The 14,984-nt window shown below is 70.8% G+C and carries 14 protein-coding genes; 9 read left to right on the top strand and 5 right to left on the bottom strand.

Translation table 11 applies throughout. The features are described from left to right. Positions 1-18 precede the first annotated feature (18 nt). On the top strand, positions 19-705 hold the full coding sequence (locus OHB21_RS33995; protein ID WP_067504490.1) for a metal-dependent transcriptional regulator: 687 nt from the start codon (positions 19-21) through the stop codon (positions 703-705). Positions 706-708: 3 nt separating this feature from the next. Continuing rightward, complete coding sequence (galE, locus tag OHB21_RS34000) at positions 709-1,689, top strand: UDP-glucose 4-epimerase GalE (RefSeq protein WP_067504492.1); 981 nt, start codon at positions 709-711, stop codon at positions 1,687-1,689. Positions 1,690-1,697: 8 nt separating this feature from the next. Here galE and OHB21_RS34005 read toward each other — a convergent pair whose 3' ends face one another. Next, positions 1,698-3,059: a DUF4192 domain-containing protein gene (locus OHB21_RS34005; protein ID WP_228790867.1), complete on the bottom strand. Its 1,362-nt coding sequence runs from the start codon at positions 3,057-3,059 to the stop codon at positions 1,698-1,700. Between the two features lie 253 nt (positions 3,060-3,312). Then, on the bottom strand, positions 3,313-4,017 hold the full coding sequence (locus OHB21_RS34010; RefSeq protein ID WP_232331653.1) for a DUF5642 family protein: 705 nt from the start codon (positions 4,015-4,017) through the stop codon (positions 3,313-3,315). Between the two features lie 243 nt (positions 4,018-4,260). Here OHB21_RS34010 and OHB21_RS34015 point away from each other — a divergent pair, with 243 nt between their 5' ends. The 4 genes from OHB21_RS34015 (at position 4,261) to speD (ending at position 10,225) form a co-directional block, all read left to right on the top strand. Further along, the gene (locus OHB21_RS34015; protein WP_195125583.1) at positions 4,261-5,196 is read left to right on the top strand and encodes a PAC2 family protein; all 936 of its coding nucleotides are present in this window, start codon (positions 4,261-4,263) and stop codon (positions 5,194-5,196) included. 81 nt (positions 5,197-5,277) lie between these two features. After that, entirely contained in the window at positions 5,278-7,776 is a 2,499-nt protein-coding gene (locus tag OHB21_RS34020; protein WP_067504498.1) for a DEAD/DEAH box helicase, read from the top strand. A 119-nt stretch (positions 7,777-7,895) separates the two neighbouring features. Continuing rightward, on the top strand, positions 7,896-9,008 hold the full coding sequence (locus OHB21_RS34025) for a type III PLP-dependent enzyme (RefSeq protein ID WP_067504501.1): 1,113 nt from the start codon (positions 7,896-7,898) through the stop codon (positions 9,006-9,008). An 8-nt stretch (positions 9,009-9,016) separates the two neighbouring features. Further along, on the top strand, positions 9,017-10,225 hold the full coding sequence (gene speD, locus OHB21_RS34030; protein WP_067504505.1) for an adenosylmethionine decarboxylase: 1,209 nt from the start codon (positions 9,017-9,019) through the stop codon (positions 10,223-10,225). Positions 10,226-10,300: 75 nt separating this feature from the next. Here speD and OHB21_RS34035 read toward each other — a convergent pair whose 3' ends face one another. The 3 genes from OHB21_RS34035 to OHB21_RS34045 form a co-directional block, all read right to left on the bottom strand. Then, the gene (locus tag OHB21_RS34035; RefSeq protein WP_228790863.1) at positions 10,301-10,744 is read right to left on the bottom strand and encodes a gamma-glutamylcyclotransferase family protein; all 444 of its coding nucleotides are present in this window, start codon (positions 10,742-10,744) and stop codon (positions 10,301-10,303) included. A 369-nt stretch (positions 10,745-11,113) separates the two neighbouring features. Further along, positions 11,114-11,875 carry an MBL fold metallo-hydrolase gene (locus tag OHB21_RS34040; protein WP_067504509.1) on the bottom strand — a complete coding sequence of 254 codons (762 nt, stop codon included), beginning with the start codon at positions 11,873-11,875 and terminating at the stop codon, positions 11,114-11,116. A 39-nt stretch (positions 11,876-11,914) separates the two neighbouring features. Beyond that, positions 11,915-12,823 (bottom strand): hydrogen peroxide-inducible genes activator, encoded by a 909-nt coding sequence (locus tag OHB21_RS34045; protein ID WP_067504512.1) that lies wholly within the window; start codon positions 12,821-12,823, stop codon positions 11,915-11,917. A gap of 110 nt (positions 12,824-12,933) precedes the next feature. Here OHB21_RS34045 and OHB21_RS34050 point away from each other — a divergent pair, with 110 nt between their 5' ends. The 3 genes from OHB21_RS34050 (at position 12,934) to OHB21_RS34060 (ending at position 14,981) form a co-directional block, all read left to right on the top strand. Beyond that, positions 12,934-13,521: a peroxiredoxin gene (locus OHB21_RS34050; protein WP_067504515.1), complete on the top strand. Its 588-nt coding sequence runs from the start codon at positions 12,934-12,936 to the stop codon at positions 13,519-13,521. A 106-nt stretch (positions 13,522-13,627) separates the two neighbouring features. After that, the gene (locus tag OHB21_RS34055) at positions 13,628-14,167 is read left to right on the top strand and encodes a carboxymuconolactone decarboxylase family protein (protein WP_067504517.1); all 540 of its coding nucleotides are present in this window, start codon (positions 13,628-13,630) and stop codon (positions 14,165-14,167) included. A gap of 139 nt (positions 14,168-14,306) precedes the next feature. Further along, positions 14,307-14,981 (top strand): PhzF family phenazine biosynthesis protein, encoded by a 675-nt coding sequence (locus OHB21_RS34060; protein WP_067504619.1) that lies wholly within the window; start codon positions 14,307-14,309, stop codon positions 14,979-14,981. The last annotated feature ends 3 nt before the right edge of the window (positions 14,982-14,984 follow it).

The raw sequence follows: 14,984 nt of genomic DNA on the forward strand, positions 1-14,984 counted from the left end.
CCGACGAAGGGGTAACAGGTGAAGGATCTGGTCGACACCACGGAGATGTATCTCCGTACCATCTACGACCTCGAGGAGGAGGGCGTGGTGCCCCTGCGCGCCCGGATCGCCGAGCGCCTCGAGCAGAGCGGCCCGACGGTGAGCCAGACCGTCGCGCGCATGGAACGCGACGGCCTGCTGCTGGTCGCGGGCGACCGTCACCTCGAGCTCACCGAGAAGGGGCGCAGCATGGCCGTCGCCGTGATGCGCAAGCATCGGCTGGCCGAGCGCCTGCTGGTCGACATCATCGGCCTGGACTGGCAGAACGTGCACGCCGAGGCGTGTCGCTGGGAACACGTGATGAGCGAGGACGTGGAGCGGCGTCTGGTCGAGGTGCTCAATCACCCCACCACCTCGCCGTACGGCAACCCGATCCCCGGACTGGACGAACTGGGTGTCGAGGCACCCGTCGCGATCGAGGAGCAGTTGGTTCGGCTCTCGGAGCTGCCGCACGGGCAGGTGCACGCGGTCGTGGTGCGCCGCCTCGCCGAGCACATCCAGACCGACCCCGAGGTCATCGGTCAGCTGCGGGAGGCGGGCGTGGTGCCGGACGCCCGCGTCACCGTGGAGACCAAGCCCGGTTCGGTGATCATCACCGTTCCCGGTCACGACGGCTTCGAACTGTCCGACGAGATGGCGCACGCCGTCCAGGTCAGGCTGGTCTGATCCGTGAGACTTCTGGTCACGGGCGGCGCCGGCTACGTCGGCGGCGTCTGCGCGCAGGTCCTGCTCGAAGACGGCCACGAGGTGGTCGTCGTCGACGATCTCTCCACCGGTAACGCCGAGGGCGTGCCCGCGGGCGCCCGGTTCGTGCCGGGCGATGTGGCCGAGGCGGCGCCCGCCCTGCTGCGCGCCGAATCCTTCGACGGCGTCCTGCATTTCGCGGCGCAGTCGCTGGTCGGCGAATCGGTGCAGCAGCCGGAGAAGTACTGGCACGGCAACGTGGTGAAGACCCTCGAACTGCTCGAGGCGATGCGCCTGACGAACACGCCGCGCCTGGTGTTCTCCTCCACCGCCGCCGTGTACGGCGAGCCCGAACGGGTGCCGATCACCGAGGACGCGCCCACCGCGCCCACCAACCCCTACGGCGCCTCCAAACTCGCCATCGATCACGCGATCACCTCCTACGCGATCGCGCACGGGTTGGCGGCCACGAGCCTGCGCTACTTCAACGTGGCGGGCGCCTACGGCGGCCTCGGCGAGAACCGCGTGGTGGAAACGCATCTCATCCCCCTCGTGCTCCAGGTCGCGCTCGGGCACCGCAAGGCCATCTCGGTGTTCGGCACCGACTGGCCCACCCCCGACGGCACCGCGGTGCGCGACTACATCCACATCCGCGATCTCGCCGACGCGCACCTGCTGGCGTTGCGCGCCTCGGAACCGGGCGTGCACCGGATCTACAACCTCGGCAGCGGCGCGGGATTCTCGGTGCGCGAGGTGATCTCGGCGTGCGAGCGGGTCACCGGCCTGCCGATCGCCGCACAGGACGCGCCGCGCAGGCCGGGCGATCCGGCCACCCTCATCGCCTCCAGCGAACGGGTGATCGCCGAGCTCGGCTGGGCACCGCGCCACACCGATCTGGACGTGATCGTCGCCGACGCGTGGGAGTTCTTGCGCTCCCTCGGTTCTCGCGCGCACAGCGCCCCCTGACGCCGCCCTCACGTCCGTACCGGTCCCAGATCGATGCCCAGCAGGGCGGCGGTGTCGTGACCGGTGCGGGCGAGGCGGCGCAGCTGTTCCGGGCGCATGCCCGCCCGTAGCGCCGTGTCCAGCAGCATCGCGATCGTATGGTCCGGGTCCGCGTCGAGCGCGGACTCCAGCGCGATACCGGCGAGCGGGCCGTCCCCGCGCAGATACGCGCTGTAGCCGAGCAACGCGCCCGCCTCGGCGCGGTCGCGACCCGGCGCCGCCCGCACCAGCGTGACCCATAGGCGCTCGGCGTCGGCGGCGTGGTCGCCCGCGGCGAGCGCGAACATCGCGTCGCGGACCGTGCGATCACGCAGGGCGGCAAGCACTTCCGCGATCTCGCGCGCGGCCGGAATGGTGCCGGAGCCCGCACACGCCACCTGCCACAGCACGTATTCCAGTGCCCGCCTGCGGTATCCGGTGACGTCGTCGTGGCGCACGGCCGCCGCGAGCCGGTCGCGCGCCCGGCCCAGCGCGTCGCCGAGCGCGGCCGACACCTCCGCCACCCGCGCGGCGTCCGGCCGGACGATCGCGGTGAGTTCGGTGCGCGAGCGCAGGATCGGCCGCCCGTCCAGGACGTGGGCCAGTGCGACGGTGGACGCCGTCGGATCGGGGAGCTCCCCCTGCGACACCGGGCCGCGCACGCTCCACCACGCCCCGCCCTCCTCGATCGCGGTGGCGGCCCAGGCGCCGCGGACGCGGATGCCGTCGCCACCCAGGTGCAGCATCAGATCGGCGATCACCACGTGCCCCGAGTGGGCCCCGGGTGGCGGCGGGTCCATGCGGTCGTCGACGATCACCGCCAGCGTCTCCCTGGCGCCCTCGGCTGCGCAGATGCGCCGCACGCAGTCCGCGAACGCGGCCGCCGAACCGCGCCGCCCACCCGGCGGGTCCAGGTCGAAGCGCACCACGGCGGCGATCCCGGAGCTCGCGCCCGGCGCGACCGGCGGGCCGAGCACGGCGACGAGCAGGGACCGGTGCGGGTAGAAGCCGACCATGGCGGGGAGCGCGGCGATCAGCTCGCCGGGATCGTCCACCCGCACCGGGCGCCGGGTGTAGCCGCCCCGGTACATCGGCGAGGGTTCCGCGCATTCCGGGATGTACCCGCCGCGGGCCTCACCCGGATCGCCCCGCAGGTATCGGGCGGGCCGGTCGAGGCCGATTCCCTGCGGGCGCGGGCAGATTCGCGCGGGGCGGGCACCCGGCGGGCGGTGGCGCACGCCCGGCGGGCGGACGGCGATGTCCGGGGCGGCCGGTTCGGCGCGCGCACGGTCGGTGGCTGCGGTGCGTGCCGCGGCGCCCGTGCCGCGGGCCGGATTCGCTGGAGTGGTCATGCCGCCATGCTCCGCGCTCCGGCGCACCGCCGCCGGGGCGCCGACCTGGGCCGATGACAGGCCTGGGGAAAACACGGCGGCTGTGCACAACCCGGCCCGTGCCGGGCTCGCAGCGCAACCGGGCCGGCCACTCGGCTCCCGCCGCCGGCGGCACGACTGCGCTCGGGTACCCGGCAACGACAGACACGCACGGCGCAAGTTTTCGGAGCCGAGCCGGACTGCTCCGTGACCGGCGATCACGACACGCGAGACCCTAGGCCGCGCGCACCTTCCCCACCGCCGTGGTGAACAACTCGTCGAGTGCCGCCGTATCGGGGGTTTCGTCGCCGAATGTCATGTACGTCACGGTGATTCGCACATCGCCGATCTGGCCGGCGAGCGTCCGCATGGACTGGGTGAGCCCGGCGCCGCCCACATCGGGTGCGACCGTGCGCCGCAGGGCGAGCGTGTCGTCGGCGTCCACCGGCGGGGACGGGTCGAGCGTCGTGGTCACCGTCGCGGTCGCGCCAGCCCGGCCCACGCGCAGTTCCCCGCACCGGCGCACCTGTTCGCGCAGAGCGGACAGCGGATCATCGGTGCGGGTGAGTTCGACCGTCAGGGTCGCGCGGGTCCGCTCGGCGGTCCCCACCGCGATCACCGTGTCGTCCGGCCCGTACCGCTGTTCGGGCGGCGCGCACGTCTCGGGCCGCACCGAGGAACCGCGCGCGACGCCGTTCAGATCCCCCGCGGCCTGCGCGGCCGCCTCGGGCGGCAGCACCACCGCGGGATACCCGGCGGGAAACCGCGCCGGATCGGGCAGCAACGCGCTCAGCTGGGCGTCGACCCGCCGCACCGGCTGCTCCACGGCCACGGGCTCGCCGGTGACGGTCTGCCCGCAGCCGGCCAGCAGGGCGGCGCACGCGGCGAGCGCCAGCGCGACGACCACGTACCTCGGCCCCGACGAAACCGGCACAGTCACACGCCCACTGTGCCAAACTCACGGTGCCCGGCCGCGATGCCACGCCGACGCCGACCCGGGGAGTGCGCGGGGCGCAACGCGTTCGGGAATGCGCGGTGCCGCGCGACTGTTGGCATCACGTACGGGTCGGTGTCCGCACCATGTTCGGTGCGCCGCGCCGCCATGGGGGACAATGGACGTGGGTCCCCCGCCGCGCTGCCCGCGACCGGCCGCGACGGCGGACCGCGCAGGAAGGAGTACGCGATGGACTACGAGTCGCGAATGTACGAACTGGAGTTCCCCGCTCCGCAGCTGTCGTCCGCCGACGGCTCGGGCCCGGTCCTGGTCCACGGGCTGGAGGGGTTCACCGACGCGGGCCACGCCGTGCGCCTGGCCACCACGCACCTGCGCGAGAGCCTGGAGAGCGAACTGGTCGCCTCGTTCGACGTGGACGAGCTGCTGGACTACCGCTCGCGCCGCCCGCTGATGACGTTCAAGACCGACCACTTCGCCGACTACGCGGAGCCGGAGCTGAACCTGTGGGCGCTGCGCGACACCGCGGGCACCCCGTTCCTGCTGCTGGCGGGTCTGGAACCGGACCTGCGCTGGGAGAAGTTCACCACCGCGGTGCGGCTGCTGGCCGAACAGCTCGGTGTACGGCGCAGTATCGGGCTCAGCGCCATTCCGATGGCCATCCCGCACACCCGTCCGCTCGGTATCACCGCGCACTCCTCCGACCGCGACCTGATCGGCGATCACCAGCGCTGGCCGGGCGAATTGCAGGTGCCGGGCAGCGCGTCCTCGCTGCTGGAGTTCCGGATGGCCCAGCACGGGCACGAATCGGTCGGGTTCTCGGTGCACGTGCCGCACTACCTGGCCCAGACCGCCTACCCCGAGGCGGCGCAGACGCTGCTGGAGAACGTCGCCGACAACGCCGGGCTCACGCTGCCACTGGCGGCGCTGGGCGAGGCCGCGGCCCGGGTCCGCGAACAGGTCAACGAGCACATCGCGGGAAACTCCGAGGTGGAGACCGTGGTGCACGCGCTGGAACGCCAGTACGACAGCTTCGTCACCTCCCAGGAGCGCCAGTCCAGCCTGCTGGCCGGCGACGGCGAGCTGCCCAGCGGCGACGAACTGGGCGCGGAGTTCGAGCGGTTCCTGGCCGAACAGGGCGGCTACGAGGGCGGCGACAACACCTGAGACTCCGCGGGCGGCGGCGCCGTCACGGACGGGTGACCACCGGACCGGGACGCGCGCGGACCGTCCCCTAAGCTGGTCGGAGTGGATCTGACCGAGCTGCTCGACATTCCGGGTACCGACGCCGACGCGCTGTACGAGACGTTCGGCATGTGGGCCGCCGAGCAGGGCACGCCGTTGTATCCGGCGCAGGACGAGGCGCTGCTGGAGCTGGCCTCGGGATCCCACGTCATCCTGGCCACCCCCACCGGCTCGGGCAAATCCCTGGTCGCCGTCGGCGCGCACCTGTTCGCGCTCGCCCGGGGGCAGCGCACCTACTACACCGCGCCCATCAAGGCGCTGGTGAGCGAGAAGTTCTTCGCGCTGTGCGAGGTGTTCGGCGCCGACAAGGTCGGCATGGTCACCGGCGACGCCGCCGTGAACGCCGACGCCCCGATCATCTGCGCGACCGCCGAGATCCTGGCCAACCTGGCGCTGCGCGAGGGCCCCGGCGCCGACGTGGGCCAGGTCGTGATGGACGAGTTCCACTTCTACGCCGACCCCGACCGCGGCTGGGCCTGGCAAGTGCCGCTGCTGGAGCTGCCGCGCGCCCAGTTCCTGCTGATGTCGGCCACGCTCGGCGAGGTCGATTTCTTCGCCCGCGATCTGGAGCGCCGCACCGGCCGCCCCACCGCCGTCGTCTCGGGCTCGGAAAGGCCGGTGCCGCTGCACTTCTCGTATGTGCGCACACCCATCACCGAGACGCTCGAGGAACTGGTCACCACCCATCAGGCCCCGGTGTACGTCGTGCACTTCACCCAGGCCGCCGCGCTGGAACGGGCGCAGGCGCTGACCAGCGTGAACTTCTCCACCCGCGCCGAGAAGGACGCGATCGCCGCGGCACTCGGCGATTTCCGGTTCGCGGCGGGCTTCGGCAAGACGCTCTCGCGGCTCATCCGCCACGGCATCGGCGTGCACCACGCGGGCATGCTGCCGAAGTACCGCCGGCTGGTGGAGAAGCTGGCCCAGGACGGTCTGCTGAAGGTGGTGTGCGGCACCGACACCCTCGGCGTCGGCATCAACGTGCCGATCCGCACCGTGCTGCTGACCGGCCTGACCAAGTTCGACGGCGTGCGCACCCGCAGGCTCAAGGCGCGCGAGTTCCACCAGATCGCCGGGCGCGCCGGGCGTGCGGGCTTCGACACCATGGGCACGGTGGTGGTGCAGGCCCCCGAGCATGAGGTGGAGAACGCCCGCCTGCTGGCCAAGGCGGGCGACGACCCGAAGAAACAGCGAAAAGTGCAGCGCCGCAAGCCCCCCGAGGGATTCGTGTCCTGGAGCGAGGAGACCTTCGACCGGCTGGTCGCGGCCCAGCCGGAGCCGATGGTGTCGCGGTTCGCGGTGACCAACGCCATGCTGCTCAACGTGATCGCCCGGCCCGGCAACTGTTTCCAGGCGATGCGGCACCTGCTCGAGGACAACCACGAACCGCGCCCGGCGCAGCGCAGGCACATCCTGCGCGCGATCCGCCTGTACCGCGCGCTGCGCGACGCGGGCGTGGTGCAGCAGTTGCCGGAACCCGACGCCAAGGGCCGCTACGCCCGCCTCACCGTCGATCTGCAACGCGATTTCGCGCTCGACCAACCGCTCTCGCCGTTCGCGCTGGCCGCGTTCGAACTCCTCGACCGCGACTCCCTCACGTATACCCTCGATGTGGTGTCACTCATCGAATCGACTCTGGAGGACCCGCGCCAGCTGCTGATGGCCCAGCAGCACAAGGCCCGCGGCGAGGCCGTCGCCGAGATGAAGGCCGACGGCATCGAGTACGAGGAGCGCATGGAGCTGCTCGAGGAGGTCACCTGGCCCAAGCCGCTGGCCGAGCTGATCGAACCGGCCTACGAGACCTACCGCGCCGGGCACCCGTGGGTGTCGGAGTTCGCGCCGTCGCCGAAGTCGGTGGTGCGCGACATGGTGGAGCGCTCGATGACCTTCGCCGAGCTGATCTCCCACTACGAGCTGGCCCGCTCGGAGGGCGTGGTGCTGCGCTATCTGGCCGACGCCTACCGCGCGCTGCGCCGCACCGTGCCCGACGCCGCGCGCACCGAGGAGCTCGACGACCTCACCGAATGGCTGGGTGAGCTGGTGCGCCAAGTGGATTCGAGCCTGCTCGACGAATGGGAGCAGCTCACCGGCCCCGGCGCGGAGGCCGACGCCGAGCAGGTCGCGTTCGGCGCGGAGGCGGTGCGCCCGATCTCGGCGAACGAGCGCGCCTTCCGGGTGATGGTGCGCAACGCCATGTTCCGCCGGGTGGATCTGGCCGCGCTGCGCCGCTGGGACGAGCTGGCCGCGCTGGGCCCCGGTCCGGACTGGGAGGCCGCGCTGGCGCCGTACTTCGCGGAGTACGAGAGCATCGGAACCGGGCCCGACGCGCGCGGCCCGCAGATGTTCCAGGTGGAAACGCGTCCCGGCTTCTGGCACGTGCGCCAGACCCTCGACGATCCGGCCGGTGAACACGGCTGGGCGATCGAGGCGGTGGTCGATCTGGCCGAGTCCGACGCGGCGGGCGAAGTGGTGTTCGACGAGGTCACGGTGTCCGAAGGGTAGGCCCTCACCCCGCGCCGTCCCCCCTGTCCACACCGGAAGAATTCCAGGTTTCGACGGATTCGTTCCCGGGTAGGGGCCGCTGATACTCTCTCCGCTGCCGCCCACGCGAAAGATCAACCATGCCCGAATCCCCGTACCTCGTCATCCACCCGGACCGCGTCCGGGAGAACTTCCGCGCGCTCGACGCCGCCGTGCGTGCCCGCGGCGCGCGCTCGCGCCTCCGCTACGCGGTGAAGGCGAGTCCGGTGCCCGAGCTGATCACGCTGCTCGACGCCGAGGGCGCGGAGTTCGACGTGGCCAGCATCGGGGAGATCGACCTGTGCCTGGGCCTGGGCGTCGCCGCGAGCAAGCTCTGCTATGGCAACCCGATCAAGAAGGCGGCCGATATCGCCCGCGCCCACGCCGCCGGGGTGCGCCGCTTCGCCTTCGACACCGAGGACGATCTCGAGCGCATCGCCGAACTGGCGCCGGGCGCGGAGGTGGAGTGCCGGTTCCTGGCCTCGGCGCCGCAGTCGCGCACCCCGTTCGGCGCGAAGTTCGGCTGCACCCCCGCCGAGGCGCTGCGCCTGCTGGTGCGGGCGCGTGATCTCGGTCTCGCGGTGGCGGGTCCGTACTTCCACGTGGGGTCCCAGCAGCTCGATCCCGAGGCCTGGCGGATCGGCATCCGGCAGGCGGGGGCGATCGCGGACGCGTTGGCGGACAAAGATATTCGCGTCACCTCGGTGAACATCGGTGGTGGCCTGCCCATTTCGTACGCCGACGCCGCGCCCGCGCTGAGCGAGATCGCCGCCGTGGTGAACGCCGCGGCGGCCGAATTCCTGCCCGAGACAGCGGATCTGGTGATAGAGCCGGGCCGCGCGCTGGTCGGGAACGCGGGCACCATCCACGCCGAGGTCGTCGGCGTGCGTCACGCGCCGGACGGACGGCGCTGGGTGTATCTCGACATCGGCCGCTACAACGGCATGGCCGAGACCGAGAACGAGTACATCGCCTACCGCTTCGTCACCGACCGTGACGGAGACCCCGTCGACGAGGCGGTGATCGCCGGTCCGACCTGCGACGGCGACGATGTACTGTATCAACGCACACGGGTCCTTCTGCCGACCACGTTGCGAGCCGGTGATCGCCTCCAGATCCTCGACACCGGCGCCTATACCGCGAGCTATTCGTCGGTGTCCTTCAATGGTTTTCCGCCCTTGACCGTTCATGTCTCGGGCGCTGAGCGAGAGTGAGTTTGCCTATGACGGCGGAATTCACCGGCTGGCACGTGCTGGCCGAGTTCGGTGGTGTCGACGCAGCCCTGTGCGACGATCTCGAACGACTCGAATCGGCGTTGCGTGAGTCTCTGATCGCGGCGGGCGTCACCATCTGCGATGTCGTGCACAAGAAGTTCGCACCGCAGGGGGTGACCGTCCTCGCGCTGTTGTCGGAGTCCCACGCCTCGATTCACACCTATCCGGAGTCCGGCGACATCTTCGTCGACGTGTTCACCTGCGGCAGCATCGGCGCGGGCGCCACGAAGGCCGTCGAACATCTGCGGGACGCGTTGTCGCCGAAGGATGTCCAGATGAAGGTCGTGCGCCGCGGACACGGCGCGCAGCGGATCGAGGAGCCGGTCGGCGACGGCCTGACCCGCCTCTGGGATCTCCACGAGGTGATCGTGGACACCCGTACGCCGTTCCAGCACATGGTGATCGCGCGCACCGAGCAGGGCGTCAGCCTGTTCTCCGACGACGACCGCCAGTCCACCGAGTATTCCCAGCTGACCTACCACGAGGCGATGATGGTGCCCGCCTTCGTGCTGGCCGAGAAGCTCGACAACGTCCTCATCATCGGTTCCGGCGAGGGCGTGGCCAGCCAGATGTCGGTGGCGGCGGGCGCGACGCACGTCGATCACGTCGACATCGATCAGCTCGAGGTGGAGCTGTGCGCGCGCCACCTCCCCTACGGCTACACCCCCGACGAGCTCGAGGCCGCCGTGCGCGGCGAGGGCCCGATCACGGTGCACTACGCCGACGGCTGGGACTTCCTGGCCACCGCGCGCCGGACCGGCGCCCGCTACGACGTGATCGTCATCGATCTGCCCGACGAGCGGGTGGAGGACGCCCAGCACAACCGCCTCTACGAGTCGGAGTTCCTGTCCCGATGTCGGGCTCTGCTCGCTCCCGGCGGCGTGCTGAGCGCGCAGGCGGGGTGCGCGACGATGTGGCGCAACGAGACCCTGAAGCGCTCCTGGCAGCGCTTCCACGACCAGTTCGGCACGGTCGTGCACTACGGCAGCGACGAGCACGAATGGTCGTTCCTGTTCGGGCTGGTGGACGAGATCGACGATCCGGTGCCCGGCATGGTGGACCGTTTGACCAGGCTCCCCTACCGGCCGGAGACCGTCGACGGCCGCGCCCTGATCCGCGGCGCCATCGAACCACACGCCCTGCGCGTTCACGCCTGACCCACCGAAAAACCCCGGCCCCGAAGGGATTTCCCACCGGAGCCGGGGTTTTCGCGCCTGCATCCCCTGGTTCGCTCAGGGTGGCGCGAGTTGGCCGTGTGTGTAGCGGGCGAGGAAGTCAGCCAGCAGCTCGGCGTCGAATTCCTCGGCGCGCCAGTCGTGTTCGTCGACCTCGGCGGTCCACACGTAGGTCAGCACGATGCCGGAGACCCCTTCGGGCTCCACCGGCAGCAGTTCGTATTCGTCGTCCTCGAACGCGTCGAGCACCGCCCACTCACGCTCGCTCAACCCGGTCACCAGCTTCCCCACGGCCCTCGCACCGGGCGCGGGCACCAGGCCCGGGTACACCCGACCGGGCAGGGCTGCCACCCGCCAGTCCGGCACCCGCGCGGGCGCCAGATCCGGGCAGCGCCCGATCAACCGCATCAGCACTTCGGGGAATTGCAGTGTGCCATAAGCGAAAAGGGCGAGCCCGGGCTCGGCGACACGGCTCAGCCGCCCGGCAGTCGAATCGTGCAACGCACTCTCCTCCCTTTTGCCGACCAACTCTAACGTCACTCACCAACCCCCGCCTGCCAGAACCACAGGTATGCCATCGGCACTAGATGCCGAGCAAAGGCCGACGACGTCGGCCGGTGAACGCGCACTTCACCCGATCACGGATAAGGCACTTGGCCCCACACCCGCCCGAACCAAAGCCCCGTGGTCATGACCGAGTTCACTCAGCCGACGCTTGTCATCCCGCCGCCCACCGACAGCGCCTCAGCCGCAGCGGGCAAGGGGTGGCTCACCGAGCGACTCCCGGAACACACCCGGAGTCCGACCGAGCCACAACCCACACCTGTGGCATTGGCACCAAATGCCGAGCAATACGCCGAAGGCGTTGGCTTACCCCGAAAGCCGCTCGAACGCCTTCGTGTCATGCGACGAGAACACCGTGACCTCGCCCCCGTGCTCGCGGTTGAGCTCGCTCAACCGCCGCTTGTTGTCCCGGAACACCTGACTGAGCAATGACTGCGCCTCCAGCACCGTGAAGATCAACGGCGTGTGCGGGCGCACCGGATCGACTTCGCTGCCCACGTAATACGAATCCCCCGCGTGCAGCAACCACCCCTGCCCGGTGTCGACGGCGACGCCGACGTGCCCGGCGGTGTGGCCGTACAGCGGCACCACCAGGATCTCGGGCGGCAGGCCGGGGAGCTCGCGCACGGCGCGGAAGCCGAACCACTCGTCCCCGCCGTTCGCCTCGTTGATCTCCCACTTCGGGCCGTGCGCCCACTGGGCGGGCCGGTACCGCGGATTCCGCGACTTCTCGGCCGCCCGCAGTTCCGGACCGTGCACGTGCACGCGGGCGTCGGGGAAGTCGGACAGTCCGCCCGCGTGATCCAGGTCGAGGTGGGTGAGCACGATGTCGCGCACGTCCGCCGGGTCCAGGCCGAGCGCCCGGACGCGGTGCACGGCGGTCTCGTGCTCGGCCAGTGCCGCGCCGAGGGCGAACCGCGCGGGCCCGACCATCCGGCCCGGATCGCGCACGCACGCCGTGCCGTAGCCGGTGTCCACCAGGACCAGTCCGGTCTCGGTCTCGATCAGCAGGCAGTGGTCGACCATGCCCAGCGCCATCGAGCCGCAGTTGAGATGATGAATCCGCACGTCAGCAGCGTCCCAGACACCGCCCGCCCGGTCAACGCCTCACAGCGGCCGCTGCGCGCGGATGATGGCGGCCAGGTACTCGTAGTCCTCGCGCCGGGCGCTGGACGCGCGGAAGGCCAGGCCGATGGTGCGGCCCGGCGCCGGGTCGGCGAAGCGCGCCGTTTCCAGTGTGCCCCTTGCCGTTTCGGCGGGCACGGCCATCTCGGGGATGAGCGTGACACCGAGCCCGCCCGCCACGCACTGCACCACCGTGGCCAGCGAGGCGGCGCGCGTATCGCCGACGGCGCCGGGGTGCACGTCGGCCGAGCGGCACAGCTCCAGCGCCTGATCGCGCAGGCAGTGCCCTTCGTCGAGCAGCAACAGCGGGAGCGACCCGAGCACCGAGGGCGCGATGTCGCGGCGGCCGGCCAACTCGTGCCCGCGCGGGGTGACCAGCACGAATTCCTCGGTGTAGAGCGGGATCTCGACGAGGCCGGGCGCGTCGGCGGGCAACGCCAGCAGCGCCACGTCGAGCACGCCGGTGCGCAACCCTTCGAGCAGCCGCGCGGTCTGATCCTCCACCACCTGCGGCACCAGGGCCGGCAGGCGCTTGCGCAGCTCGGGCAGCAGGCCCGGCAGCACATACGGCGCGACCGTGGGGATGATGCCCAGCCGCAGCGCGCCGCCCAGCCCGTCGCCGGTGGCCGTGGCGACGAAGCGGTCGGCCGCCTCCAGCGTCGCCATCGCCTGCGGCAGCAGCCGCATGCCCGCCGCCGTGACCAGGACGCGGCGGGTGCTGCGCTCGATCAGCTGCAGCCCCAGGCCGTTTTCCAATGCGGCCAGCGCTTGCGATAACGTGGGCTGGCTCACAGAGAGCCGGGCGGCCGCGGTGCCGAAGTGCCGGTATTCCGCGATCGCCACGAACGCACGCAGCTGCGAGAGTGTCGGCTGATAAGTCTGATCAGTCACGCCTATCAGTGTAGTGCGACTGATCACCTTTACCTTTCACCGTTCTTTCGGCAAGATCACTGACGAACGCTTTCGCACGTCAAACCCACGAAATCACGAGGAGAGACAGCATGGCCCTGCTGACCATCGGCGACCAGTTCCCGGCATACAACCTCAAGGCCGTCATCGGCGGAGATTTGTCGAAGGTCGACGCTCAGCAGCCCGACGACTACTTCACCCAGATCACCAGCGACGACCACGCGGGCAAGTGGCGCATCGTCTTCTTCTGGCCGAAGGACTTCACCTTCGTGTGCCCCACCGAGATCGCCGCCTTCGGCAAGCTGAACGACGAGTTCGCCGACCGCGACGCGCAGGTGCTGGGCGCCTCGGTGGACAACGAGTTCGTGCACTTCCAGTGGCGGGCCCAGCACGAGGACCTCAAGACCCTCCCCTTCCCGATCCTGTCGGACCTCAAGCGTGAGCTGGCCGCCGCGACCGGTGTGCTCAACGCCGACGGCGTCGCCGACCGCGCCACCTTCATCGTCGACCCGAACAACGAGATCCAGTTCGTCTCGGTGACCGCCGGTTCGGTCGGCCGCAACGTCGACGAGGTGCTGCGCGTGCTCGACGCCCTGCAGTCCGACGAGCTGTGCGCCTGCAACTGGAAGAAGGGCGACCCGACCATCAACGCCGGCGAGCTGCTCGCCGCCAGCGTCTGAGCCGGAATCCCCGCTCCCCCTATCGAATCCGCGCCCCGCGCCATGCGGGGAGCACCTTCCCACACCGGCCCGCCGGGGCCCAGATCGACAAGAGGAACCATACGAAATGAGCATTGAGAACCTGAAGAACTCCCTCCCCGAGTACGCGAAGGACCTCAAGCTCAACCTGTCCTCCCTGGCACGCACCACCGTGCTGAACGAGCAGCAGCTGTGGGGCACCCTGCTGGCGTCGGCGGCCGCGACCCGGTCGGCGACGACGCTGCGCGAGATCGCCGAGGAGGCCGCCGACATCCTGTCGGCCGAGGCGTACAACGCCGCGCTCGGCGCCGCCTCGATCATGGGCATGAACAATGTGTTCTACCGGGGCAAGGCGTTCCTCGGCGGCCGCTACGACGACCTGCGGGCCGGTCTGCGGATGCAGATCATCGGCTCCCCCGGCGTCGACAAGGCCGATTTCGAGCTGTGGTCGTTCGCGGTCTCCTCGATCAACGGCTGCGCCCACTGCCTGGAAGCGCACGAGCACACGCTGCGCGAGGCGGGCGTGGACCGCGAGGTGATCTTCGAATCGCTGCGGGCCGCCGCCATCGTGGCCGGTGTGGGCCAGGCCGTGCAGTCCACCGAGGCGCTCGCGGGCGCCGCGGTCTGAGACGCGTTCCGCTGCGGAGGCCCCGACCCGGACAGGTCGGGGCCTCCGTCGTGTGGTGAACATTGTGTTCGCCCATGGGTTGCCAGCGGGTGCAGCCGGTAGGCTCGCGGCCATGGGCACACAGGATGAACCGGAGGCCATGAGCACACGGATCGAGGTGTTGCGCGTATTCACCGACGCGACCGGACGTCTCGGCAACCATCTGGGTATCGCCCGCGCGGACGATGTCGGCGCCGCCGACCGGCAGGCCTTGGCCGCGCGCGCCGGGTACAGCGAGACCGTGGTGGTCGAGGACCCGGTCGACGAGATCGCCCGGATACGGATCTTCACCCCGGCCGTCGAACTCCCCTTCGCCGGTCACCCCTCGGTGGGCACCGCCTGGTGGTTCGCCGAGCAGGGCACCCCGGTGCGGGTGCTGGAGATGCCGGCGGGTCCGGTGCCCGTGGAGCTGGCCGAGGGCCTGACCTGGATCAAGGCGCGGGCCGCGTGGGCGCCCGCCTTCGAACTCCACCAGCTCGCCGACGCCGAGGAACTGGCCGCGCTGCGCCCCGACGATTTTCCCGGCGGCCCGCACTACCTGTGGACCTGGACCGACGAGCATCGCGGCGCGATCCGCTCGCGCATGTTCGCGCCCACGCTGGGCATCGAGGAGGACCAGGCGACCGGCGCGGCGGCGGTGGCGCTCACCGCGCAGTTGCGGCGCAGCCTGATCATCACGCAGGGCGCGGGCTCGCAGCTGTTCACCGAATGGGATTCCGACGGCTGGGTGCGCCTGGGTGGCCGGGTGGTAGCCGACTCGGTGGTCGACATCTGAGAA

The sequence above is a fragment of the Nocardia puris genome (genome assembly GCF_036051655.1).
Taxonomy (GTDB): domain Bacteria; phylum Actinomycetota; class Actinomycetes; order Mycobacteriales; family Mycobacteriaceae; genus Nocardia; species Nocardia puris.